Origin of the sequence: Chryseobacterium ginsengisoli (genome assembly GCF_039542325.1) — a bacterium.
Classification (GTDB): domain Bacteria; phylum Bacteroidota; class Bacteroidia; order Flavobacteriales; family Weeksellaceae; genus Chryseobacterium; species Chryseobacterium ginsengisoli.
On record NZ_BAABHX010000001.1, the window covers coordinates 377,470 to 403,004 of the forward strand.

Consider the following 25,535-nt stretch of genomic DNA (forward strand, 5'->3'; position numbering starts at 1 on the left):
TCTATTTCTTTTCTTTTAATCTTCCTGCCGCTACATAACGCAACTGAAAGTATTCATCGTTAAAATTATAAATATTTAATCCCCTAGCTGTACACGCCAAAATGCGATCATTATGAAGATAGATCCCAACATCTGAGATAGGATGAAACTTATCATATCTGAAGAAAAGAATATCTCCCTCTTTCAAAAAAGTTCTTCCGGTAAATAACTGAATTGCTTTTGAACGAAAAATCCCGTCGGGAGTCTTTGAAAATGTCTCGTTATACACATCACTGAAAAGTGCCTGTACAAAATAAGAAGCATCTACTCCTTTCTGTTTTTCCAAAGATTGTTTTTTATAAGGAGTTCCCATCCAGTCATCAATATAAGAATACAGTTTATAGTCACGTATTTCTTTAGGCATCACCTCCATGATGATAGAATATTTTTCTTTGATCTTTAGCGTATCATCATTAAGACCTTGTGGATTATCATCTACAACAGAATACTGAGAATCACTCTCAGACTTACTTTCCTGAGTAGTTTTAGAAAACTCGTTTGAAGAGTAATTGTATGGAATTTCTTTGATATATTTTTTACCTCCACATGATAATGCGATAATGCTAAAAAATATACAGAGTACAATATAAAAGAATTTACGTTGCTTCATCAAAATGTGTTTTAACAAATATATACATATTATTTTAAAATAAACAAACTCGAATAACAAAATTCACAATTTTATGATAAATCATAAGTTAAATTCATAAATCATTGCATATAATCCATTATCAAATCACAACTATAATTAATTATTAAAAACATAAAACCAACAATAATTAATCTTCATTTTGCTTTTAATAAAAATAACCCACTTTTATTTGAAATAACTAAAAAGACAAAATATTATAATTTATTCCAAAAAATTTCATTATCTGTTAAAGAAACTTCCACTTTATCACCTTCTTTGAACTCTCCTGAGACTATTTTCTTAGCCAATGGTCTTCTCAATCTTCCTCTTATCACCCCTTTTAAAGGTCTTGCTCCATATTTTATATCGTATCCTTCCATCGAAAGAAACTCTTTGGCTTCCTGTGTAATGGATAATTCTATATTAAGATTCTTCACCAAGTCCAGCAATTCTTTTTTCAGATGAATCTCAAATATTTTAAGTGCATTATTTTTACTTATCGGTGCAAAAGGAATCGTTTCTGTAAGTCTTCCTAAAAATTCAGGACGGAAAAAACGGCTCATCATTTCAAGCAGTTTTGAAGATTGAGGAATTTCATCTTTTCCAAAAGATTCTACAATAAAATCTGAACCAATATTAGAGGTAAACAAAATAATAGCATTGGAAAAATCCCCTTCTTTACCAAGACGGTCATGCAGTTTTCCTTCATCCATAATCTGTAAAAATACATCAAAAACTGAAGCATGAGCCTTTTCAATTTCATCAAATAATACAATAGAATAAGGCTTTTGACGAATTTTATTGACTAATAACCCTCCTTCTTCATACCCAACATATCCAGGAGGCGCTCCGTAAAGCAATGCTGCAGAATGCTCTTCTTTGAATTCAGACATGTCAAAACGAATGATAGCATTTTCATCCTGAAATAAGAACTCTGCCAACGACTTTGCCAACTCTGTTTTTCCGGTTCCGGTAGGTCCTAAGAAGAAAAATGAACCAATAGGTTGTCCGGCTTTACTTAATCCTGAACGGGTTTCCAAAACAGCTTCTGAAACAATAGAAATCGCATGATCCTGCCCTACAACACGTTTTGCTAAAACACTTTCCATTTCATTCAGCCTTTGTTTTTCTTCTTCTTTCAGCTTACCAATAGGAATATTTGTTTTTTGAGAAATAATCAAAGCTAAGTCAAACTCTGTGATATGCGTTCTTTTCTCCTGTGCTATTTTTTCTGTCTTCTCAATAAGGTTTCTTGCAAAATTAAGAAGCTCTTCAGTTTTTTTAAACTCAGGAAGCTCATTTTCTTTTTCTTTTGCCTCTGCTGTACTGATCAGATATTTTGTTTTTTCCGCCAAATCTTTTAACAGCCAATCTGCATGCATTCTTCTTTCCTCTTCATTATATTGGTTTGTATTATCCTCAAGATAAATGATTTTCGTTATCAAATGATTTTTTTCCTTTAAAAAAGATTCTCCCGTTGTTTTCAATACAGACATGGTATGATCAATAAGATCAATAGCTGAAGCTGGAAGACTTTTCTCCTTCATATATCGTTTAGAAAGACGAATCGCCTCCTTCATTGTAGCATCATCAATAGAAATCTTATGATGATCCTGATAATTTTTAAGCGTCTGCTTTAGCATTCTGAAGTGCATTTCATCGTCAGTTTCTTCAAGCTTTAACAACTCAAACATCCCTGCCAATCCTTGCTCTTTCTCAATTTTTTTCGTGTATTCTTCAATTGTTGAAGTGGCAATAATTGTCAATCCGCCGGATAATTCACTTTTTAGCAAATTCACAATACCGGAATCCGAGCCATGACTTCCGAAAAGAGAATGAAATTCTTCAATAATCAATACTGCTTTTGGAATCGATTTGATTTCCTGAGCAACATTTTTAATCCTGTCTTCAATTTCGCCTTTATAAGAAGCACCGGCAATAAGTGCTCCCATATCCATTTCAAAAACTTCAAGCCCGGAAAGAATATCAGGAATCTGTTTCAACAGAACTTTTTGAACAAAGCCTTCAATAAGAGCTGTTTTTCCTATTCCATGATCGCCGATAACAAGAACATTCTGCTTACTGAAACGACAAAGAATTTCAGTAATTTTATTTATTTCATTATCTCTTCCAACGAGTAATTCACTTTTATTCAGTTTTTTAACCTGTTCTTTTTTATTAATACAGTATTTCTGAATAAACCCTTTACTTGTTTTTTTTGTAGAATCAAATTCCTGCGTTCCATGAATTCCGTCAGAAGAAAAATCTTTTAAAAGCTCATTTCTTGATACAGGAAAAGATTTGATTTGATCAAAACTAAATGCAACTCCCGGTGAACTGATCGCAATCATTATAGCAAACAGGGAAATTTCTTCCTCACCAATCAATTCCCTAGCTGCATCTGCTTCTGCAAAGATCTCATCAATAATTTCGTCTGGCTCGCAAGAATATTTATTAGGTGATTTGGGAAGTTCTTCAATACGCACTTCCGCCCATTCTTCAAGATAAAAGACATCTACGCCCATTTTTTCAAGCTGTTTGAGAAGAGACAAATCTCTGTTCAACATTGCTTTTAGAAGATGACCTCCTGTATAATAAGCATTTAGATTTTCACGTCCAATTTTCTGAGCTATGTTCAGAGCCTTACTAACTTCTTGGCTGTAAGTAACTTCTTCGTTCATCGTTATTTGTGTGTTTATATGGTTATTCTTTTATCCACATCATCCATTTTTTCACTTTATACTGGATATTGATATTTTGAATGCAGTTTTTAGAATTTTTATTTAATCTCAATGCAGAGATCTTGATTTTCTTTCCGGAAATACTCTGACAAAACTGATCAAAAGGAATTAATTTTTCATCATTTACCACAACCGGTATATCAAATTTTCCACAAAGATATTCTTTGAAATCATCCTTCGTTTTTGCCTGTAAAGCAACCTGATTAAGAAGAAGCTGAAACTGTTCATTAGAAATTTCAGGTACTTTTTTCTCAGCTATTAAAGAATCTTTTTTTGATTTTGTTTTAGGAGAAACCGGAATATACTGCAGCATATCAACCAAAGGATCTTTTTGTGCATCACCTTGTGGAAGAGAAAAAGCGGTATGAGGCTTCTCGAATTCGTAAGACTCAATATCTATTTTCTGTTTAGCCTTGATTGTTTTAGGAGCTACATAAATTGTTTTTACTGCAGTATGTTCTACGTCTCCGTTTACAATAAGCGTAATTTTTTTATCGCCTACTTTTTTAAATCTGTAAACAGGAGATTTCCCTAAAGCATCTGTGGCTGCGCTTTCACCAAAGCTCCATTCCCAAGATTCGCCACCATCTTTTTCTCCATTAAACTGAATAGGATCTCCGACAAAAGCAACATCAGGAGCCATAATAATAGGCAGATAACCCGTTTGCTGACTGATACTTGTAATTGTAACAAGCTTTTCGTGCGTACAGTTTCCATTGATCGTCAACTTTACGATATATTCGCCGGGCTTTTTGTAATAGTGGATTGTTCTTTGTCTTGTGTCGATTGCCGTACTATCGCCAAAATCCCATTTCCATGATGTTGCACCTTCGGTGTTATCATTGAATTCCACTACTCTGTTCACCACATATTCGTCTGCATGTACATAATAATTTGCATTCTCGCAATCGACATGACGAAAATATTGGAATGATAAAAACAGTAAGCTTAGCAGTAAAAAGATACCAAAAATGATATATATTTTAGGATCAATATTGGGCAGAAAATTAAATTTCTTCTTTTTCATTGAAGTATTTGTGTTTTTACAAATATATCCAGCATTTTAATTTTGACCAAATTTTTTTTCAATAATTTCACATATTTTTGATTTTTATTGAAAGAAAATCCCAAAACCCTTTCTGAACAACGTATGAAGCGGTATTTATACACTACTGTTTAGCTCTAAGATAGTTAAAAGAGAAATGAGGAAATATTAAACAAAGTTATTAGCATAAACAAAAGAAGGATTATATCCTGTCATTCTAATTTAACTTTTTTAAATTTTGAAAGAAACAAGTCATTATTAGGAAAATAACCAACAACATTAGTTATTAACCATTCATCATTTTCATTTGTGACTATAAATTCACCAACTATGCCATATTTGTAATTTGCAATATAAACTTTTGCTAAATTTAATGTGTGATAATTATCTACTTTGTCAATTTTAAACAATCTAAATTTATTTTTATCTGAAATTATATCATTTAAAAATGAAATTTTTAGATTTAATGAATCATTTATAGTAAAGGAACCTGCTTGTTTTTTAGAACTAAAATCAAATAATATACTATTTTTATCATCATAGTATATACTGTCTTTAATATAAACTTGATTTTTAATAGAATAATTATTGGAAAAATATTTGAATCTTCCAATCATATAAGTCTCATTTTCCTTATTGCTAGAGTTAATTGTAAGACTTGTCTTGTTTATTTTATATCTCTTAGAAAAAGAACTATCTATTGTAGCTAGTTTCTTTTCACAATTTAAGAAAAACAACCAAAAAGTACATAAAATTATTATATTTATTTTCATTTTTAAGATTTCAAAAACCCGTTCCAATTCTTTTAATTTCCATTAGAAGAACTATATAGAAGTATAAAATTTTTATCACAAAAAGATAGCAACTTCAGATGTACGATGCTCCATCTCTCAATATCACCCTTGATCCATAATCACACATTCCAGATTCAACCTGTAACTCCTTTCCATTATAGTTATATTTATACGAAGGGTTTCCAGCCAAAGTATTATATCCTTCTTGCCTCATTCCAAATAGATACTAATTATTTTCTTCAAGAACTTCTGTGCTACCAGATGCGTTTTTAGAATAACTTAAACGCACATTTCCAAAATGATCTGTATAGCTGAAAATCGAAATATCTGGAATATAATTCCGTTAATTTCAATTCCATTTCAAAATATTACTATCAAGACTTCCAGAAAATAATTTATAGCGTTTAACACTATTTTTTTGTTTTTCTGTTAAATATTGATAAATGCTATCTTTAATACAATATTTTATAGAAAACTCATATTTATTATCCATTATTAAATTAAAATAGTCATAATCATCTGATATAGAATTTAAATTGAATTTTTTAGGATTAAAATATTTATAAAATTTTATTTGTTGTTTAGCCTTAATAAAAATCATATTTGACATCAAGTATTTATTTTTGATAATCCAGCTATCAGTTTGCTGAATTTTATTTTGCTATTTCCATAATATGATTTTGCTATTTTGCAACTTTATTAAAGAATCTCTTTTATTTATCTCTTTAATAAAATATTTACTTTCTCATCAATTTGTCCCGTCATTTTATAATGAGGAAATGACATTTCAGATATACTATCATTTATATTTTTCAAATTAACTTTTAACATAAGATCTCTATGTTCATCTGTATCTGAAAAATTAATGCATTGTTCTGCAGAATAAAAAGTCTTAAAATCTGTAGTATCAATAGGCAGTATATAATCAAAATTAGAATTATTAAGAATTTTAATTTCTAAAAGTTTTCCTCTATCAAATTCATTGGTTGTTTTAATTAATCTTACATCAACTTTAACTTGTGAAAGAATAAGTGATGAATAAAAAAATATTACATATATAAATTTTTTCATAATTATGGATTTATAAATATATTTGAAAAAGTTTTTATATTATTATTCAGATAGTTCAAGGTTTTCATAGGAAGATTCCACATGACACTGTATTGTTCAAGCTTATTTTCTACATTAACTTCATTTCCCAATCCTTTTTCCCAATTATATGACCTGTACTCTTTAAAAAGCATATATATAGGTATAGTGTATCTATCTCTTTCGAAATTAGGGTTATCCGTTGAAAATAAAATTTATAAACCTTGAGTAATTGTACTTATCATCAAAGACATGTAACATCTCATGACCTATTGTAAATGCATAATTTAAAATATCACCCATTTTATCAGTATTAATTTTAACTTTATTAGAAAATGGAGGGTCTTGTTGTCCTAAATAATACAGTTCTTCACCTTCTCCACTTACAGGCATAAATACCGTACGAGCTTGTGAATAAAGGTTCAATAATTCTGGAACTTTATCTACCAATTTTGTCCAATCTTCAAATTTTGCTTTAGAATCAGGTTTTAATTTGGCATTAATTATTTGTTGTCTCAAATTCAAAGCCCGAATTACATCTTTATAATACCCAATACTTTCACTTGGATTAACACCCAGCCCTCTCATCATATCTCCGATAGTGGTATGGCTTTTTCCACTTCCCCCACCACTAGCGCCAAATATAGCTAGATTATAGAAGTTCCCCAACATATCTTCCTGTCCCAAGAATTTCAAAACATCTGCCGTACTTCCTCTACCTCCGTTTGCATAATAATCCATCATTCCTCCTAAAGTCATTGCAGGTGGCTGAGAATCCGAGCTCCCTTTCGGAGCCATCATCTTTCTACCATCGGGATCAATAAAGTTGATGGATTGTTCGCGACATAATTATAAGGAGTCAGTCTTCTGTATTGCTCGGCTAAAGGATCAATCACACCCCATCTTGCAATATCAGACATATACATCCTTGCTCCATAATCACTCCAACCTGTTTCCTTCTGGAGTTCCTTACCGTTGTACTGATAATTGTATGCAGGGTTTCCAGCCTGAGCATTATACCCTTCATGTTTTAACCCAAACGGATAAAAATTGTTTTCTTCAAGAACTTCTGCGCTTGTTCCATTATTGAAATAACTTAAACGTACATTTCCCAAATGGTCTGTATAGCTGTAAATATATTGATTATCTTCAAAAAATTTGTTAACATAAAATAAAAACAGGCAACCATTTGATTACCTGCTTCGTATTAATTTTATTTTAAATTTTTCCGTTATATTGATTAATAAAAAAAACAACACATTTGGAACATTACAAATTATATTGAATATAACTTTATTGTTTTAATTCAATTTTATTACTTTCCAATGAACCTGTAAATAATTTGTATTTTTTTAATTTTCGTTTTTGATATGAAGTTAAATAATTGTATACATCATTTTTAACGTGTAAACTTAAAAATAATGTATAGCTTTTATTTTTTTCGAGAATATAAGAATAATGAATTGCATTATCTTGATTAGTAATGTTTCTTAAATCAAATAAAATAGAAAACTCTAAACTCTCATTAGGTTTTAGATAAATTAAATTTTCTATTATATAGTAATTTAATTGAGCTTCCGAATTACTTAAAGTTATATTATTTTTTTTCCAAATATTTATTTTTGATTCATAATTTTTAGTGATTGAATCTAATTTTAATCGATCCTTTTCGAAGTTAGATATATCTAAATATGGAGTACTAGTATTAATTTCTACTCTATTTTTTGAAATCTTGTCAAAAACATTAATTTTGAATGCAAGAAATGGATATTTTTTATCCCATTCTGAATTATTATAAATATTAATAAAATATGCCTGGAATGACTTAAGATCTATTGGGATTATAACATTTTGTTTACTTTCATTGTATATTTTAATAATTGCTTTTTCATTATTTTCTTTTAATTCCCATTTAACAACTAATTGAGAGTAGAGAATATTGGATAAAATTAAAAAAAGAAAAATTTGAAATTTATTTTTTATGTTAATCATTTAATTGTTGTTTTTTAATATTATATATTACATCACGTGCTTTTATTAATTTATTAATGTATGGACTTAATTTATCCACTGTATTTTGATCATAAAGTCCCCATCCATTTGGTCCATAGTAATAAGATGCAGCTTCAAAACCATTGAATCCACATAATATAGAGTTTCCCATTTTCATTTCCCAACCTAAACCTGTTGATTCTTTAAATAATCCAAAAGTATTAAGAAAGGGTATACTTTCTTTTCCTCCAAAACGTGTTGTTTCTATAAATGTATTTATAAAAAATCTATTATCAAATACGTGATTCATTTCATGTCCTAATGTATATGCAAAAAATAATAGGTTATCAATTTTTGACATATTAAAATAAACATATTTGCCTACCGTTTCAGCAGGGTGTTTACCTTGAGAATCTTTCATAAATTCAGATTCGGTAATTCTATATAATTCAGTAAGGGAAGGCACTCCTATTAATAATTTTCCTAGATCCTTGTAACTTGCTTTAGAGTCTGGATCTAATTTAGCATTAATTATTTGTTGCCTTAAATTTAATGCCCCAATCACTGATTGATAATACTCCATACTTTCACTTGGATTAACACCCAGCCCTCTCATCATATCTCCGATAGTGGTATGGCTATTTCCCCCACCACTAGCACCAAAAATCGCTAGATTATAGAAATTCCCGAGCATATCTTCCTGTCCTAAAAATTTCAAAACATCTGCAGTACTTCCTCTGCCTCCGTTTGCATAATATTCCATCATTCCTCCTAAACTCATTGCAGGGGGTTGAGAATCCGAGCTACCTTTTGGAGCCATCATCTTTCTACCATCAGGATCAATAAAGTTGATAGGATTGTTAGCAACATAATTATAAGGAGTCAGTCTTCTGTATTGCTCGGCTAAAGGATCAATCACGCCCCATCTTGCAATATCAGACATATACATCCTTGCACCGTAATCACTCCAACCTGTTTCCTTCTGGAGTTCCTTACCGTTGTACTGATAATTGTATGCAGGGTTTCCAGCCTGAGCATTATATCCTTCATGTTTTAACCCAAACGGATAAAAATTGTTTTCTTCAAGAACTTCTGCGCTTGTACCATTGTTGAAATAACTTAAACGCACATTTCCCAAATGGTCTGTGTAGCTGTAAATATACTTATTATTTTCAAAATTTTATCCATCACTAAATCTGATACACGAGGAATGATCTTCAATTATTTGCGTATGTTTTTTTCGGCTAAAATAAACAAGAGTAAGGATTCTCTTACTCTTGTTGCTAACAATTTATCTTTAACGGATATTGAAATTCAATGAGTTAATTATTTAAAAATCGTCATCACTAAATTTGATACATTGCCAAAAAACTATTCTAATTAGTCTATAATTACGTCCTTCCAAACAGTTTTACAACTGTCTTTCCATTCTTTAGGAAAGTTTTTATCAATAAATATTGTTTTAGAAATTAAGGTATATTTAAGCTTTTTAGGATTTTTACCCTTTTCTAAAATAAAAAAAAAGGGTGAATTTTTATTTTTTATAATACTATCTCCAATATTAATAAGTTTATTATTTGCTATTCCTAAAAGAATTAATGTATCTGATTTCTTATACCTTGATATTTTTGCATGTGTTATAAGTCCTTCCCTAACAGCAACCTTCTTTTTTATTGTTCCATATATTTCAACTTTAATATCTGCAATAATAAATTTATTCTCATTTTTCGGTGAATAAATTAATAAAAATAATATAAAGCCTGCAGCTAATAATGCCAAAGAAAAATATATTAAATTTGCTTTTTTCATTCGACAGTTTCTTTTATTATTAAAGCTTTCCAACTAGAATTTAAACTATCCTTCCATGACTTTGGAATATTTGGACTTTTTAGCATCTTTTCGGAAAAATAAGTAAATGGAATTTTTTTAATACCTGCATTATTGATTCTATAAAAATAAGGAGAATTGTTTTTTTTAATTATTGTATCTCCAATACTTATCTCTGAAATAAAATTACTTGCCTCTATTATAGTATCATTTTTGTTCTCTTGCTTTAATTTAATATCTAAATAAAGATTTTTTCTTTTTGCTATTTTTTCTTTTATAACACCTCTAAATTCAGCCTTAACATCTCTAATTGTAAATTTTTCATCTGAATTTTTAGTCAAATAGCTTGTTAATATTAATAATAATATGAAAGATATTATTATTAATAAACTTACAATGATTTTTTTCATTTAAAATACCTTTTTAAAAATCTACAATTTAACCAAAATTACTTTTCTCTATTTCTTCATGTACAAAAATTATTCATATTCAATTCACAACCACACCTTTCCAAATAGTTTTACAACTGTCCTTCCACTCTTTAGGAAAATTTTCGTCATATATTACATTTTTAGAAATAGATACAAACTTTAGTTTTTTAAATTTTTGATTATTTTTTACATAAAAAAATGGAGAATTCTTACTCTTTGACATATAATCTCCAATATTTATACTATCTATACTTTCTCCTATAAAAATTACAGTATCTTTTTTATTACTTATTTTAAGTTTTACATGTGAAATTAAATTTTTTCGTACTTCAATTTTTTCAATCACTTTGCCTTTAATTTCAAATTGTAATCTTTCAATTGTAGATTTAGTTATATTATTAGGTGAATAAATAATCAAAAAAAGTATAAAACCAGCCAAAAATATTGACAATAAAATTAGTAATAGATCTTTTCTTTTCATTTAAAATACCTTTTTAATATTGTATAATTTGACCAAAATATTTTTTCTCCCATTTCTTCATATGCAAAAAACTATTCTAATTAGTCTATAATTACGTCCTTCCAAACAGTTTTACAACTGTCTTTCCATTCTTTAGGAAAGTTTTCATCATTGAATATACTTTTAGGTATTAATACATATTTAAGCTTTTTAATTTTATCTCCTTTTTTTAAAATATATAAAAAAGGAGAGTTTTTATGTTTAATAATATTATCACCAATATTTACACTATCAATATTTTCTCCTAAAAATATTAAAGTATCAAATTTATTCTGTCTAGATATTTTTGCATGCGTTAAAAGTCCTTCTCTAACTGCAACTTTCTTTTTTATTTCCCCTACTATATCTACTCTAATATCTGCAATAATAAATTTATTCTCATTTTTCGGTGAATAAATTAATAAAAATAATATAAAGCCTGCAGCTAATAATGCCAAAGAAAAATATATTAAATCTATTTTTTTCATTTTAAAATACTTTTTTTAATATTGTATAATTTGACCAAAATACTTTTGCTCCCATTTCTCCATGTGCAACACCATTAGTAATAGTAACCCATGTTGTTTTACTTTTTTGCCCTTCCCATAATTCTCCATCATTTGTTCTATTGCCCCAAGATCTAGAGTATCCCCAAATTCCGACTCCAAAACCATGTCCTGAAGATTTGCCAGCATAACCTAATGCATTAAAGTTCCTATTATTTTTATCTACGTATTTTGCATAAAACTTACTAAGACCTACTGATGCTTCGAAACCCGTATTTCCTCCGGTGTATCCATAAACATATCCGCTTCCTGCATCATCTCCTCCCATGAAATAAACAAATGCTAATCCTCCATTCATTCCGCCTCCTAATGTAGCACTATAATCTAAACTAAAACCAACAGCATGGGCACCCATTTTTTCATAATCGGCTAAGTTTATTGTCACAGGATTATTAATTTCAATATCTGTATCAATTCTTACATCTTTATATATCTTTTTTGATAATATTCGATACATGATATGTCCTTTTTTATTCCTAATAATTACATCATCAGGATCAATATTACCATATCCAGAAAAATCAATTCCTTTGAAATAAGTTCCAGAGCTTATATAATCTGTAAAAGACATGGCTCCGTTTTGGCTAACTTTCACAGCTGTTTCATAAGGAACTCCATTATTTACAAAAGTCTGAATATTTGCTTCAGCATTTGTACTTCCCCCACCACTAGCGCCAAAAATCGCTAGATTATAGAAATTCCCGAGCATATCTTCCTGTCCCAAGAATTTCAAAACATCTGCAGTACTTCCTCTACCGCCGTTTGCGTAATAATCCATCATTCCTCCCAAAGTCATTGCAGGAGGTTGAGAATCGGGGCTCCCTTTTGGAGCCATCATCTTTCTACCATCGGGATCAACAAAGCTGATAGGATTGTTCGCAACATAATTATAAGGAGTCAGTCTTCTGTATTGCTCGGATAAAGGATCGATAACACCCCATCTTGCAATATCAGACATATACATCCTTGCACCGTAATCACTCCAACCTGTTTCCTTTTGGAGTTCTTTCCCGTTGTACCCATAATTGTATGCAGGGTTTCCAGCCTGAATATTATACCCTTCATGTTTTAACCCAAACGGATAAAAATTGTTTTCTTCAAGAACTTCTGCGCTTGTACCATTGTTGAAATAACTTAAACGTACATTTCCCAAATGGTCTGTATAGCTGTAAATATATTGATTATCTTCAAAAAATTTATTAACATAAAATAAAAACAGGCAACCATTTTGATTACCTGTTTTATATTAATTTATTTTAATTTTCTCCGCTAATGTTGATTAGTAAAAAGAGACCAATACGTTTGGAACACTAGCTAAATGTTAATTAATAAAGGATATTAAAATGCCTTGAACATATTTATCATCTATTTTCCTTTATAATTGACGATGAACTTGGTATTTTTAAATTCTTTTTTACAAATAAATCTGTTATTTTGTCTTTAGCTGTCTGATTATCCAGTTCATATGCTTTTAATAAATAAAAAAGTGATAAGTCATTGTCTTTTTCAGATAAATATCCATTTTTTTTATCATTTAAATTTATAATATAGTATGTATCAAAATATGCTTCACCATATTTATGTATTTTTGCCATCTTTATAGAATAATATAAAAACTCTTGTAAATGCCTAGATACCATATAATCTTTAAAAGCTTCCTGATAAGATAGTGTATCACCATTTATAATTGCACTATCCAATAATTTTCTCATCTTTTTTTTATTTTCATAATTTTCCATATAGGGGTTTTCTTCTTTTAAAATACTTGTTGTATCTTTAGTCAAAGAATCTTTATCAATACTATTTTTTTTATCAGTGCAAGACACTACTAATAGCAATATAATTAAGTTTAATAAATTTTTCATAATTGTAATATTTAATATTTAAGCATTAAAAAAGAAGAATATATCATTCTATTAATTTCCCAACCATTCATATAAAAAACCACAGTTCCAATTCCATCATCAAATTCTACATCTTTATGAACTTTTTTAATGTATGCAGAGTTTCCAGTCTGAATATTATATCCTTCATGTTTTAACCCAAACGGATAGAAGTTATTTTCTTCAATGATCTCTTTCCTGAACCATTCTTAGCGTAACTCAAACGTATATTTCCCAAATGGTCTGTATACCTGTAAATATACTTATTACCTTCAAAAAAGTTTATTAACATAAAATAAAACAGATAACCATTTTGATTACCTGTTTTATATTAATTTATTTTAATTTTCTCCGTTAATGTTGATTAATAATGGAAATCAATATCCTTGGAATATTACTCATTATGGTTTGTCAAATGGAATCTCCAATTAAATATAATACTAAAAAATATTCTAAAAAAATATTAATTATAAATAAGCCAATTAACCATTTGAATTTTCTAATATAAAAGAAAGTCAAAAAAAACAATATAATGCCTGAAAAATAATTAAAAAAGAAAAGATAACCAATAAGGTTACTATTCAAGTTGTATAAAATATTATATTTACTTAAATAAAATATAATAAAATCTATATTTTGAAACAAAATTAATATGTGTAGAAAATAATAAATTCTTAAAACCCAATTTTTCATTTTTTATATTTTAAAATATTATATAATACTTCATTCCTATATGCTTCATCAATGTTAGAGTGATTAATAGAGGAAGAACTTCTACTACCTCCAGGGAAAAAATAGCTTCCAGTTACATTAAAGTTCTGAATACTAGTATGTGAATTTGCAGATCTTATAGCAGCTGCACCATGAGAGCCTAAAAGATTAGATCCACCATCGGTCTGATAGTAATTAAGTTCTCAACATTTCCTGATATCACTCTATTAACTTTATCAGAATGAGGACCATTTGCTGCATCAACTAAAATCATGAGCTTTATGGGAATACTCCGTTTTTCCAATAATCTAGCTACCTTCATGACCTCAACGCCACCTCTACTATATCCATAAAGAATAACATCACTTTTCAATATAGAATATTGTGCAGCTATATAATTTGCAAATCCTTGCGTAACATCAGAGTTACTTCCAAAGTAGTCATGATTATATGAAGAGACATTTATTCCATTTTTTTTAAGGGTATTTTCGATACTTAGTGTTGTGTCTGATTTACCCATAAGACCAAAAGCTAAATCCGCCCCTCCAATCATAAAAACAAATGGATTGTTCTTTCCGCTTCCAAACTGCGAAAAATCAATTCCTTTAAAATATTCTGTTTCGGGCTCTGCAAGATAAGCCATTATATCTTTATAAGCTTGGGTTTCTCCCATAGTCTTTGCATTTCCCCCACCACTAGCGCCAAATATCGCTAGATTATAGAAATTCCCGAGCATATCTTCCTGCCCTAAAAATTTCAAAACATCTGCCGTACTTCCTCTGCCTCCGTTTGCGTAATAATCCATCATTCCTCCCAAAGTCATTGCAGGAGGCTGAGAATCCGAGCTTCCTTTCGGAGCCATCATCTTTCTACCATCGGGATCAATAAAGTTGATAGGATTATTCGCAACATAATTATAAGGAGTCAGTCTTCTGTATTGCTAGGCTAAAGGATCAATCACGCCCCATCTTGCAATATCAGACATATACATCCTTGCACCGTAATCACTCCAACCTGTTTCCTTCTGGAGTTCCTTACCGTTGTACTGATAATTGTATGCAGGGTTTCCAGCCTGAATATTATACCCTTCATGTTTTAACCCAAACGGATAAAAATTGTTTTCTTCAAGAACTTCTGCGCTTGTACCATTGTTGAAATAACTTAAACGTACATTTCCCAAATGGTCTGTATAGCTGTAAATATACTTATTACCTTCAAAAAAGTTTATTAACATAAAATAAAACAGATAACCATTTTGATTACCTGTTTTATTTTAATTTATTTTAATTTTCTCCGTTAATGTTGATTAATAAAGGAAACCAACATACCTGGAAAGTTATCCATTGGTAAATTAGTTTGATACCTTTTCCATATTAATTTCGCTTGAAAGATTATATTTCTCATAAGAATCATTCTTACCATCTTTAAAAAAAAGTAAAAGTCGATACTTTAAAATTGTGTAATCAATAGTATTTAATGTCAACCTCAATCCATTATATCTGGCTTTGGGTAAATCTTTTTTTAAATTAATATTTATTTTTTTTTGAGAATATGGCTTAATATGAATGATCTTGGGTTTATTATCCAAATATTTTTTATAATGAATATTCAAAATATTTTGTATTTTATCATTATCATAAAAAGTAATTAAATTAGAAAAATCAGAGCTTTTCGAATTATTTATTTCAATTTTTTTATTGTAATAAAAGTTTTTTTCAGATTTATTGATTATTTCAATTTTTATGATAATATCTTTTTTGCTAGATATTTTTGTATCTAATATTTTAATATCTAAATCCTGACAATAAAATAGCACGGATAATATTAATAGTATTAAACTTAATGTATTTTTCATCTATTTTCTTTGATTATTTAATAAATTTTCATAAAACTTTATAGCCTTAGTTGCATTAGGATCACCTGCTGGATAATTAAAATTTTTCCATACACTTATTTCTTCTTTAAAAATAGAGGGAGAGTTTACATATTTAGTCCATTCAGAAAAAGACATACCTTGCTCATTTAAGATATGACCAAATTCATGAAATATTCCAAATGCAAAATCTAAGTTTGTATTAATAAATTTTGTTGATAAATAAATATTAAACTTACCATCTTCTTGCATTACCGTTCCTGCACTAGCTGGTAAGCCATGATGATCAAATAGCTTTTTTGTTGCAAAAATGTCATTAATCGACAAGTGAACATCAGGATATAACATTTTTATTTCTTTTACTGAGTTTATTACGCCATTTACATTTTCATCCTTAAATTTAAACTTATCACCAGATTTAAAGTTAGATTTATCAAGTTGTTCTTTAAATGAGGTTATTTGTTTTATCATACTAAAGAGACCACTCACAGTATTATTTGGATTTGCAAAATACTGTTGTAATACTGCAATTGCTTTAGGATCTGTAAAATTCATTCCGCTAGTGTCACTTCCCCCACCACTAGCGCCAAATATAGCTAGATTATAGAAATTCCCGAGCATATCTTCCTGTCCCAAGAATTTCAAAACATCTGCTGTACTTCCTCTGCCTCCGTTTGCGTAATAATCCATCATTCCTCCCAAAGTCATTGCAGGAGGCTGAGAATCCGGGCTCCCTTTCGGAGCCATCATCTTTCTACCATCGGGATCAATAAAGTTGATAGGATTGTTCGCGACATAATTATAAGGAGTCAGTCTTCTGTATTGCTCGGCTAAAGGATCAATCACGCCCCATCTTCCAATATCAGTCATATACATCCTTGCACCGTAATCACTCCAACCTGTTTCCTTCTGCAATTCCTTACCATTGTACTGATAATTGTATGCAGGGTTTCCAGCCTGAGCATTATACCCTTCATGTTTTAACCCAAACGGATAAAAATTGTTTTCTTCAAGAACTTCTGCGCTTGTACCATTGTTGAAATAACTTAAACGTACATTTCCCAAATGGTCTGTATAGCTGTAAATATATTGATTTTTTTCAAAATCGTAATAGCCTTCTGCAGTGGGTATAAATTTAATTATTGTTACAGGCATCGGGTTTGCCAGTGTAGCATCAGCTTCGTATTGAAAACCATCCAGATAATCTGTTGTTTTTGTGGCAAGATAAGCATTGGCTCCGTCTTTATACTGATATACTTTTCTCAGCTTATTACCTTGCGCATTATACGTGTAGGATGTATTCACATATCTTGCACCGCCTCTGCTTGGGACGCTTTGGTCAAACTTAATGTACTTTGGAAGATTCAGGAAGTTATAGTCGATCTGCAGAATGCCTTTATCTTTATGATCTTTCATGTTCCCATTGTCGTCATAAGCGATCCTGTTTCCTGATGTATCGGGATATCCGCTGTAATTGGTAGAAGAATCCGTAACGGTTTTGAGCCTGTTTCCATCATACGTGTACGCAAGATCATCTATTCCTGTTTTCAATCCCAGCGAATTCTTTCCGTTTCTCTGTAATGACATGATATTGGAGTTCATATCATAGGTTACCGATTCATTATAAAAATCGTCTTGTGGAGCAGTAGCTTCCGGTTCCGAGTACAGTCCTTTTGTCAATCTGTTCAATGCATCATACTGATAGTTGTATCTTCTTTTTACTCCGTCTGTTGCTGTTGCCCATGTAACTTCAGCAATATTTCCATTGTATTTTCCTATAGAGTTTGTGGTATTCTGAGGATTAAAATATTTCAGCTCATATCCGAAGAGTTTAATTCCTAAATTTGCAGGATCATTCACTTTGGTTACAGCTCCTCTGATGTTGTAGGTATAATCGATGCTTTGAAGATTATTTCCTACTTTTTTGTTGGAAAGCTGTGAAAGCTCGTTATAAGTATTTTCAGACAATAATTCCTGTGGCTGGTTGTCGACCTTGTGCCATTGTTTTATCAGACGGTTTTGGCTGTCATATTCAAAATTTTGGGCGATCACTTTTTCTGTATCGGTAGAAAGTCTTTTGTGATAAACCCTGGTCTGTTGTACAACACCTGCAAAATCAAGCTCAGATTCTGTTTTGGTGTAACCTCCTAAATGGTTGATGGAATACGTGGAAATCGCTCTTGCTTTGGCATCGTAATACACGTAGCTTTTTGTCCAGCTATCATTCTCAATATTTTTCACAAGGCTCATCGTCGGCAAAGCTTTGGTGCTGATCGCCGAATTCGGAACATCCGTGATCACAGCCTGACCAAATACCGAAGCCGGAAAGGAAGGATTGAAGCTGTAAACAGGATAGGTATCGTAATAATTGACACTTAATACCTTAATTCCTGTTGAAGGAAAAGCATTCTGGGTATAAAAAATATCCGTTCCGTCCGATGTAAAAGAATTGGAAACCCTTGCTTCATTGTTTTCAGGATTTACAGAAAGATTATTGACATCATTCTGCAGGGAAGCCCTTGTCGCGGCGGAAGGAAAGAATCCTGTATAGACCACTCTCCCGAATTTGTCGTACTTGGTAAACATCCATCCTTTTGCCAGAAAAGTATTGGTTGTCGTTCTCAGATTAGCATCCTGGGTCATAATGACACGGTCCTGTTTGTCGTAGATCACGTATTCCCAGCCTTTGCCCGGTATCTTTTTCTCTACCATTTTTCCCATACCGTCATAGCGGTACTGATAACACAGATTATCCAGCATCGTCTGATCCGGTGCCGTATTTCCGACTGCCATCGGTGGGATCACATAAGCCAGCTGACCGTATTCGTTATAGAGATAATATGTATCTAAATCCTGGGTTCCGTCATTTTTCCTTACCAGAATGGTCTGCCCTTCACCATTCTTAAACTCAACGGTTGTATTCCCATCTTCATCGGTTGCCGAAGATTTCATGAGCTGATTGGCTGCATAAGGTGTAGAAACTGTGATGTGTGAATCGGTTCTGCCTTCCGCCCAATCGGTCGTGATGATATACTTTTTTACTTCACCGCCGATATTGGTTTCATAGCCTAAATTTACAGGCTTTTGCGTCCACGCATTGCCTACAGGAACCACCTGCTTTACTCTGTTGGTATAAACTTGGTCGTAGATCTTTTCAGAATAAATCTTTTCACTTCCATAAGCCACTGAAACCCCGTCGAATGGTGATGCATAAAAGGCTCCGTTTGAAGTCCCGGATTGTGGAACCGGAAGATAATCTTTCACCAGTTTTCCAACGGCATTATATTCAAAAGGGGTTACCACATCTCTTTTGAGAGGGGTTGCTTTTATAGCAACCGACTGAACAGGTCTTCCGAGCCCGTCGTAATACTGTACCGCTTCTGCTTTTTTTACGCAGTCTGCATCCAGACAGCTTTTGGCGTAGACGAAATTGTGATCCGTACTCAGACTACTTTGTGCAGATGTTATTAATGAAAAGAGAAGAGAGAAAAGTGAAAAATATTTTCTCATCGCTGATTTTTCATTATTCATTATTAATTTTTTATTATTCATTCTCATCAGTGTTTATAATTGTATTGATACTCCTGTAATGTTTTCCCTGCAGCATCCGTTGTTTTGATCAGCCTGTTTGCCGAATCATACACGTTCACGGTTCTTATTCCGTTGGCTGAAATACTGTTCGTTACCCCGATCATAGGGTCATAAGTAGTTGCCGTTACGGTGTAATTCTGCAATGCAGGATCTTTACGGAGATTTTCCAGTGCTGTCAGTAATTGCGGTTCCTGGGAAGGATCGTCACGGTCTGCATTGGAAGCGGTTATTGCTGCCGTTACCGTCGCCAGTGAGGAAATCTGAGCATAAGAAGCTCCCGAGATCACCGCAATAGGCTGTGTTTGATAATATCCCCACACTGTTGTAGTAGGAATTCCGTTCTTGCCCGTTGCCTGTACAAGATTTCCTTTACTGTCGTAGATATCCAGCGTTGTAGCGGAAACAGGAGTCTGAGTCTGCATATTGTAAGTAAGTACAGAAGTAGGATAAAGATGGGAGGCATCATCAAATTTTGTTTCTGCTTTTCCTACCAATTTCCCGTTTCTCTTGGTAGATGTTTCCAGCGGAATATCAATCATATTGGCGGTTATAAGCTTTTGAATTCCTTTGTCTGAAGGATAAAGCAATGTTTTCTCAACAACAGTTCCATCTGCTAGTGTTTCTTTTGAAGAAGTCATATTATTATACGTATCATCAAAATTACTTTCTGAGGTCGTTACAAGTTTTTTAGCCGTTCCGTTGATATAAGTTTCAGTAGTGGAAGACTGCTTTGAAATATTGATTTTTTTTACAGGAGTTCCACTTGTTGTAATATTCGACAGAGGAACCGTTTTAAATTCAGAATTGATTTCAGTTTTCTGCAAAAGCTGATTGGAAGAACTGTAGTCTTCTTTTTTTTGTAAAATACCCATTGATCTGAGATACCCACTCATATCTCTGTCGCTTCCGCCTAGCATAGGATTGTTATCAAGAGGAATACTATGTGTATAATAATACTTGGAATAGCTGCCGTCGATCATATTTTTTACCTTGATATTGTTATATCCTATAGGTGGAGTATCTTTTCTTTCGTCTACAAAATCTATATAATCGCCAACACCTACATCATTCCCACTGGAAAGAAGCGGGTCGGTAAAAGTACTGTATTCATAATCGGTATAACTGACGGGAGACGTAGAACCGGGATTAAAGTTTTTCATGCTTTTTAATCTTAGTCCGTACCCGTATTCATTACTGTCTCTCCTTTGCTGTTTAGGGGCATAAATTTCTACCGTACCATATCCTTTTTTTACTCCGGAAAATTTAACATTGAGAGAACCCGGATTCACTGTGAAAGTTTTAATATCAGGACATTCTATTTCCTCATAAGAATGTGAAAATGGACTCCCGGAATCATCATTGATAGTATAGTCGATCGTATAGGGAATTCCCGGATGCCCCGGCTGGTTGGGGTGAAGAGTATAGTTATATTTAACATATAAATGATTCTGATATCCGGCCGGTAAATTTACCGTGTACTGATTGGTTACATTGGTATCAAAATTTACAGTATATATTTTATCGAAGTCGTAATTGTCATAATAGCATTTGGGCTCCATGCAAGTAGTATTGGGATCAAAAGGGATAGAATGAGATTCAAATTCGTATTCAGTGATTCCGCCTGTAGGAAGGATAATACGCTGTAATGTGCCGTAATTTACCGTATTGCGGTTAGTGTGATAAGGAGTTATCAGCTCACCGGTATCTATATTGCAAAATTCATAATAAATAGGATAGCCGTAATTATCGATGTAGGTATTATAGCCCCCTAGGTAATCCTCATTCTTATATTCAAAAGCGAATTTCTGAACGAAAGCATTATCTTTATCAAGATTGATCAATTTTTTAAGATACGAGGTCTGCTCACGGTCAAATGCATATTGATTGATGATCTGGTTTTGTGTGTTTTTAAGCACCAGCTTATTCATCATATACCGGTCTTTATTCGTTTGGTATGATAAAGGATCAGAAGGATAATCATCAGTATATTGGTATTCAATACTTCCCATTCCGCTTACTGTTATCCTTTTAATCTTTTGATTCTGAAGAGTACCCGGAACATTATTTCCATAATCAGGAATCACCTGTGTGGTCGTTAAATATTCAACATTGGCTACTTCTTCATTTTTAACATTGTAAATTTTTGACAGGAAAAATCCACTGTTAATAAATTTTGTATTATGGATCGTTTCTATTCTACTAGCATCAAATGGACCCCATTTATGAAGTTTACTTACATTGATTTTATCAAATAGATAGCGGTTTCCTTTAGTATCAATGATAGTAAAGGATTTTACTCTGTTGGGAGTTACAGGGTCTTTTGTAATGATGATCTTATCGTTGGAAGGAGAGGTATGTACACAAAGTAGCTCAAGGCTTACAGTATCCATTCCGATATAAAACCGTCCGCTTCCTCCAGGATAATTATAATAATAAGTATCGGACGATGCTTCATGATTACTGGTTCCTGTGGGTATAGCAAAGTCATCAAATTCTCTTGTCTTGCTTCTTACTACACTTCCTATGGGCGAGAGATTCCAGCCCTTTCCTACATCACTGATCAGATTGTATGCAGAAGCACTCTCTGTGGTGTAGCTTAAAGATACCCCAATATCAATTCCTGCTGTAGGAACTCCAAGACTCAGCAAAGGAAAGGAGATATTTGGGATTCCCTGATACATATTGGTTTCTCCATTGGTAATATAATCATATTTTGACAACTCCATTTGCCCTGAAATCGTAATGCTTCCTAGAAAAGAAGCCAATAAAAAGGCACTTAAGATTATTTTCTTCATTTGTATTTATTTTTTAATCAATTTAGCATTAGCTGTTTTATTCGCATCGGTTTTCACAGAAATCAGATACGCTCCCTGAATGAGTGGCTGGGTATTGATCTTAGTCACCTTATTCTTCGTTTTAACACTCTGCAGCTGTCTTCCTCCCATATCATACATCACAATTTCAGCATCTTTAAAATCAAAACCGATTTCTACATAGGTATAATCCGAAACAGGGTTCGGATAGATCTTAATATCCTGTTTCTCAATCAGCTGATCAAGTTGTCTGTCTCCCAGTTTTACGATCTTCCAGTTCTCTTTTCCGAGTTCTTCTGCGCTTGTTCCGGCAAGAATAATCGAACCGTCTCTGTTCAGTTTAATATCAGACAGCCTTTCTTCACGTTTTCTTGATTCTCCTTTTACATGTTTTCTCCACTGTTCATTACCGTTCTCGTCTAAATACAGCATCCAGAAGGTTTCATCATCTGTCTCAATTCTTCCTTCTGCCTGAGTATAGCCTCCAAGTAAAATGCCTTTGGTTGATGGTTGATTGTTGTTGGTTGACGGATTGTGAATCACACTCATTCCCATTAAAACATCCCTGTTTTTAAAGTTGTAAGACTTCTGCCAGATTTCTTCACCTCTTTCATTCAAAGAAATTAACCAAAGATCAGTACCTTCTTCAATGCCAACGGTTTTGTTTCCCGATCTTTCTGATCTTGATTCTCCTCCGATTAAATATCCCGTTGAAGTCAAGGCAAGTGTTCTCAAATGATCATCCCCTTTACCTCCAAAATTCTTTTCCCATTCTACTTTGCCTTCTTTGGTAAGCTTGATGATCCAGTAATCGCCTTCTCCGTAATTGTCAGTTTTCTTTGAACCAGCTACATTGCTTCTTGAATAAACTCCCAGTAAAGCTCCTCCGTCTTTTGTAGGGATCATTTTCTCAACTTCATCGAGCCCTTTTCCGCCTAAAACAATCTGAGATAATTCTTTCCCGTTCTTATCCAGTCTTACAACCAAAACATCTTTGGAACCATAGCCTTTGGCTGAGTTCTGAACATTACCCGCAATAAAAAATCCGAAATCGGTCGTTTGAATAACCGATTTGGCTTCTTCATCTCCTGTAGAACCAATCGTTTTCTGCCACAGTTCATCCCCGAATTCATTAATTCTAATCAGCCAGATATCAGAACCTCCTTTCAATTCTTCTTTTTTGTCCAGTCCTTTTCCGCTGTACGAAGTGCCTGCCAAAACGAAACCCCCTTCCTGCGTATTCACGGTTGCCGATAAAAAATCATGGTTCTTTCCCGAGAAGTATTTCTCCCAGACTTCATCGCCCTGTTGATTGAGCTTGACCAAATGGAAATCGTAACCATTATTCTGTTTTTGGTTGTTAGTTGATGGTTGACTGTTGTTAGTCTGAAGCTTACTGCTTTGAATACTGCTTCCTGTAATCAAATACTGCCCGTCAATTGTTGTGGTGACCTGGGAAAGGAAATCCTGTGTTGAGGATTTGATGTCCTTTTGCCAGACCACCTGTGTTTCCTGAGCGTGAATACCCAGAACAGTGCACATGGAAAGTGCAGTCACATAGAGTCTTTTCATTCTTAGTGTTACGTTTTTAGTTATTATTTGTGTCCGAAATTATGAAGAGTTTCGCGTAAGAAAATATGGGAAACCCTATTCTTAAAGAATTGTTATTGCTGCTGATGGAAATTATCCGAAAGTCATTTGTGTTGATCATGGTTTTGTTTTTTTAGTTTTTATTATTTTAGATTCTTAAACGGTTTATAGTTAATCTGTCCTGCAAAATTAATCCGCATACACGACAAACTGTGTCGTATTATATACAGATGCAGTTTTTTTACTTTAGGTTGGAAATTAACATAAAAAAGCACGGAGCAAAAGTCAATCTGGCAAAGAGGTACCGCTAAGAACCTAAAGGACAAGAAAGACTCCGCCCGTGCCGATATGGGTACACGGGCGTAAGTCTATCAAATTTTGTCCTTTTAAGAAGATTAGCGGTTTTCTTTGACCAATATGATAGCTTACGCTTGTTTTCGTTAAAATCTTGAGGCGAAATTAGAAAAAATAATTACATCTGCAAAAAATAGATACTACAGCCTGTCAGTAATAAAATAATTGATGGTGAATAATATTTATATTTTCTTGTTATTAAGATATCCTAATTCTTCATATTTTATATTTTAACAAATAATTTTCTACTGTAAAACAAAATAAATTAATTTCAAAAAAGTGTAATTTATTTGCTTATCCTATTAAAAACCAGCCCCAAACAATATCTTTTATTTCTTTTACGTTTGAAATAAAAAATAACACAAAAATCATTTCGTTTCATTTACTAAACACCATTTAAGATGAAAAAGAAACCCAATATTCAGGTCTGTGATGATCAGTTAATGCCCAACGTTCTGGCTGTCTTTGCTGAAATTCTGGATACCCTCAGACAAAATCAGGTGACCAATTCCCAGTATTATGACAGTGCCGATGTCAAAAGGTTGCTGAATATCAGCGACAGCACCCTGTTCCGGATCAGGAAATCACAGAATATTCCGCACATCAAAATCGGAAGGAAAATATTTTATCCCAAATCGTTTTTCAATACTGCCCTCAGAAAATGAGGGCATTTTTTTGTTTAAATGAAAGGACTTTTTATTTAAAGTATTAAGGAAATTGAGAGGTTAAGATGTTGCAAGTATTGATCATATTTGTTAGAAAGAAAGGTGTCGTTGGTTGGCTTTTAGCCTTTTTGTTGGAAAATCGCAAAGGCGCAAATTTATTTGTAAAATACCGCTTTTAAGGCGCAAGGATTTTATCTGCGATAAAATTGATATCGTATAACTAAAATACTTCTGAAAATCTTTTGTTACACTGAGACTTTCGAAGGGTTCTTTTTTTTGTATTATTTTAAGCTCAAACAAATACAAAGATTTTTTTAATTAATTAAAATTAAGATAAACTTAAGTGCGAATAAAAAATAAAAGAAAAAATAAGAAAGCCTGTGATATTTAATCCGGTATAT

Annotated in this window: 23 protein-coding genes and 1 pseudogene; 1 reads left to right on the plus strand and 23 read right to left on the minus strand. The window is 32.2% G+C overall.

The genetic code is table 11. The features are described from left to right. Position 1: 1 nt before the first annotated feature. The 23 genes and pseudogenes from ABD940_RS01800 to ABD940_RS01910 form a co-directional block, all read right to left on the minus strand. Positions 2 to 649, minus strand: a complete 648-nt coding sequence (locus ABD940_RS01800) for an NlpC/P60 family protein (protein WP_345199930.1) — start codon at positions 647 to 649, stop codon at positions 2 to 4. A gap of 236 nt (positions 650 to 885) precedes the next feature. Further along, positions 886 to 3,351, minus strand: coding sequence for an AAA family ATPase (locus tag ABD940_RS01805; protein ID WP_345199931.1), 2,466 nt, complete (start codon positions 3,349 to 3,351; stop codon positions 886 to 888). A 22-nt stretch (positions 3,352 to 3,373) separates the two neighbouring features. Further along, the gene (locus tag ABD940_RS01810; RefSeq protein WP_345199933.1) at positions 3,374 to 4,438 is read right to left on the minus strand and encodes a PKD domain-containing protein; all 1,065 of its coding nucleotides are present in this window, start codon (positions 4,436 to 4,438) and stop codon (positions 3,374 to 3,376) included. A 230-nt stretch (positions 4,439 to 4,668) separates the two neighbouring features. Further along, the gene (locus ABD940_RS01815; protein WP_345199934.1) at positions 4,669 to 5,229 is read right to left on the minus strand and encodes a hypothetical protein; all 561 of its coding nucleotides are present in this window, start codon (positions 5,227 to 5,229) and stop codon (positions 4,669 to 4,671) included. A gap of 94 nt (positions 5,230 to 5,323) precedes the next feature. Further along, positions 5,324 to 5,464 carry a hypothetical protein gene (locus ABD940_RS01820; RefSeq protein ID WP_345199935.1) on the minus strand — a complete coding sequence of 47 codons (141 nt, stop codon included), beginning with the start codon at positions 5,462 to 5,464 and terminating at the stop codon, positions 5,324 to 5,326. A 135-nt stretch (positions 5,465 to 5,599) separates the two neighbouring features. Beyond that, positions 5,600 to 5,860 carry a hypothetical protein gene (locus tag ABD940_RS01825; protein ID WP_345199937.1) on the minus strand — a complete coding sequence of 87 codons (261 nt, stop codon included), beginning with the start codon at positions 5,858 to 5,860 and terminating at the stop codon, positions 5,600 to 5,602. Positions 5,861 to 5,967: 107 nt separating this feature from the next. Next, positions 5,968 to 6,321, minus strand: coding sequence for a hypothetical protein (locus tag ABD940_RS01830; protein WP_345199938.1), 354 nt, complete (start codon positions 6,319 to 6,321; stop codon positions 5,968 to 5,970). 213 nt (positions 6,322 to 6,534) lie between these two features. Further along, positions 6,535 to 7,140, minus strand: coding sequence for a hypothetical protein (locus ABD940_RS01835; protein WP_345200720.1), 606 nt, complete (start codon positions 7,138 to 7,140; stop codon positions 6,535 to 6,537). After that, a complete protein-coding gene (locus ABD940_RS01840; RefSeq protein WP_425550344.1) occupies positions 7,137 to 7,454 on the minus strand; it encodes an RHS repeat domain-containing protein in 318 nt (105 codons plus the stop codon). The genes ABD940_RS01835 and ABD940_RS01840 overlap by 4 nt, the downstream gene beginning before the upstream one ends. A 178-nt stretch (positions 7,455 to 7,632) precedes the next feature. Beyond that, positions 7,633 to 8,331 carry a hypothetical protein gene (locus tag ABD940_RS01845; RefSeq protein ID WP_345199939.1) on the minus strand — a complete coding sequence of 233 codons (699 nt, stop codon included), beginning with the start codon at positions 8,329 to 8,331 and terminating at the stop codon, positions 7,633 to 7,635. Between the two features lie 817 nt (positions 8,332 to 9,148). Next, positions 9,149 to 9,499 (minus strand): annotated as a pseudogene (locus ABD940_RS01850) (RHS repeat domain-containing protein); the annotation flags it as partial. A gap of 212 nt (positions 9,500 to 9,711) precedes the next feature. After that, positions 9,712 to 10,140 (minus strand): hypothetical protein, encoded by a 429-nt coding sequence (locus ABD940_RS01855; protein WP_345199940.1) that lies wholly within the window; start codon positions 10,138 to 10,140, stop codon positions 9,712 to 9,714. Next, positions 10,137 to 10,568 (minus strand): hypothetical protein, encoded by a 432-nt coding sequence (locus ABD940_RS01860; protein WP_345199942.1) that lies wholly within the window; start codon positions 10,566 to 10,568, stop codon positions 10,137 to 10,139. Before ABD940_RS01860 ends, ABD940_RS01855 begins: the two co-directional genes overlap by 4 nt. A 79-nt stretch (positions 10,569 to 10,647) precedes the next feature. After that, positions 10,648 to 11,070, minus strand: a complete 423-nt coding sequence (locus ABD940_RS01865; protein ID WP_345199943.1) for a hypothetical protein — start codon at positions 11,068 to 11,070, stop codon at positions 10,648 to 10,650. Between the two features lie 80 nt (positions 11,071 to 11,150). Then, positions 11,151 to 11,576, minus strand: a complete 426-nt coding sequence (locus tag ABD940_RS01870) for a hypothetical protein (protein ID WP_345199944.1) — start codon at positions 11,574 to 11,576, stop codon at positions 11,151 to 11,153. Position 11,577: 1 nt separating this feature from the next. Beyond that, on the minus strand, positions 11,578 to 12,807 hold the full coding sequence (locus ABD940_RS01875; RefSeq protein ID WP_345199945.1) for an RHS repeat-associated core domain-containing protein: 1,230 nt from the start codon (positions 12,805 to 12,807) through the stop codon (positions 11,578 to 11,580). A 208-nt stretch (positions 12,808 to 13,015) separates the two neighbouring features. After that, entirely contained in the window at positions 13,016 to 13,519 is a 504-nt protein-coding gene (locus tag ABD940_RS01880) for a hypothetical protein (protein ID WP_345199947.1), read from the minus strand. Between the two features lie 889 nt (positions 13,520 to 14,408). Next, positions 14,409 to 15,113 carry a hypothetical protein gene (locus ABD940_RS01885; protein ID WP_345199948.1) on the minus strand — a complete coding sequence of 235 codons (705 nt, stop codon included), beginning with the start codon at positions 15,111 to 15,113 and terminating at the stop codon, positions 14,409 to 14,411. 75 nt (positions 15,114 to 15,188) lie between these two features. Beyond that, positions 15,189 to 15,482: an RHS repeat domain-containing protein gene (locus ABD940_RS01890; RefSeq protein WP_345199950.1), complete on the minus strand. Its 294-nt coding sequence runs from the start codon at positions 15,480 to 15,482 to the stop codon at positions 15,189 to 15,191. Between the two features lie 117 nt (positions 15,483 to 15,599). Then, positions 15,600 to 16,103, minus strand: a complete 504-nt coding sequence (locus ABD940_RS01895) for a hypothetical protein (RefSeq protein ID WP_345199951.1) — start codon at positions 16,101 to 16,103, stop codon at positions 15,600 to 15,602. Further along, positions 16,104 to 19,652: an RHS repeat domain-containing protein gene (locus tag ABD940_RS01900; RefSeq protein ID WP_345199952.1), complete on the minus strand. Its 3,549-nt coding sequence runs from the start codon at positions 19,650 to 19,652 to the stop codon at positions 16,104 to 16,106. A gap of 26 nt (positions 19,653 to 19,678) precedes the next feature. Then, positions 19,679 to 22,507, minus strand: a complete 2,829-nt coding sequence (locus tag ABD940_RS01905; protein ID WP_345199954.1) for a hypothetical protein — start codon at positions 22,505 to 22,507, stop codon at positions 19,679 to 19,681. A gap of 6 nt (positions 22,508 to 22,513) precedes the next feature. Further along, a complete protein-coding gene (locus tag ABD940_RS01910; protein WP_345199955.1) occupies positions 22,514 to 24,097 on the minus strand; it encodes a T9SS type A sorting domain-containing protein in 1,584 nt (527 codons plus the stop codon). Between the two features lie 773 nt (positions 24,098 to 24,870). Between ABD940_RS01910 and ABD940_RS01915 the strand changes: the two genes are divergently transcribed. After that, on the plus strand, positions 24,871 to 25,134 hold the full coding sequence (locus ABD940_RS01915; RefSeq protein ID WP_345199956.1) for a helix-turn-helix domain-containing protein: 264 nt from the start codon (positions 24,871 to 24,873) through the stop codon (positions 25,132 to 25,134). The last annotated feature ends 401 nt before the right edge of the window (positions 25,135 to 25,535 follow it).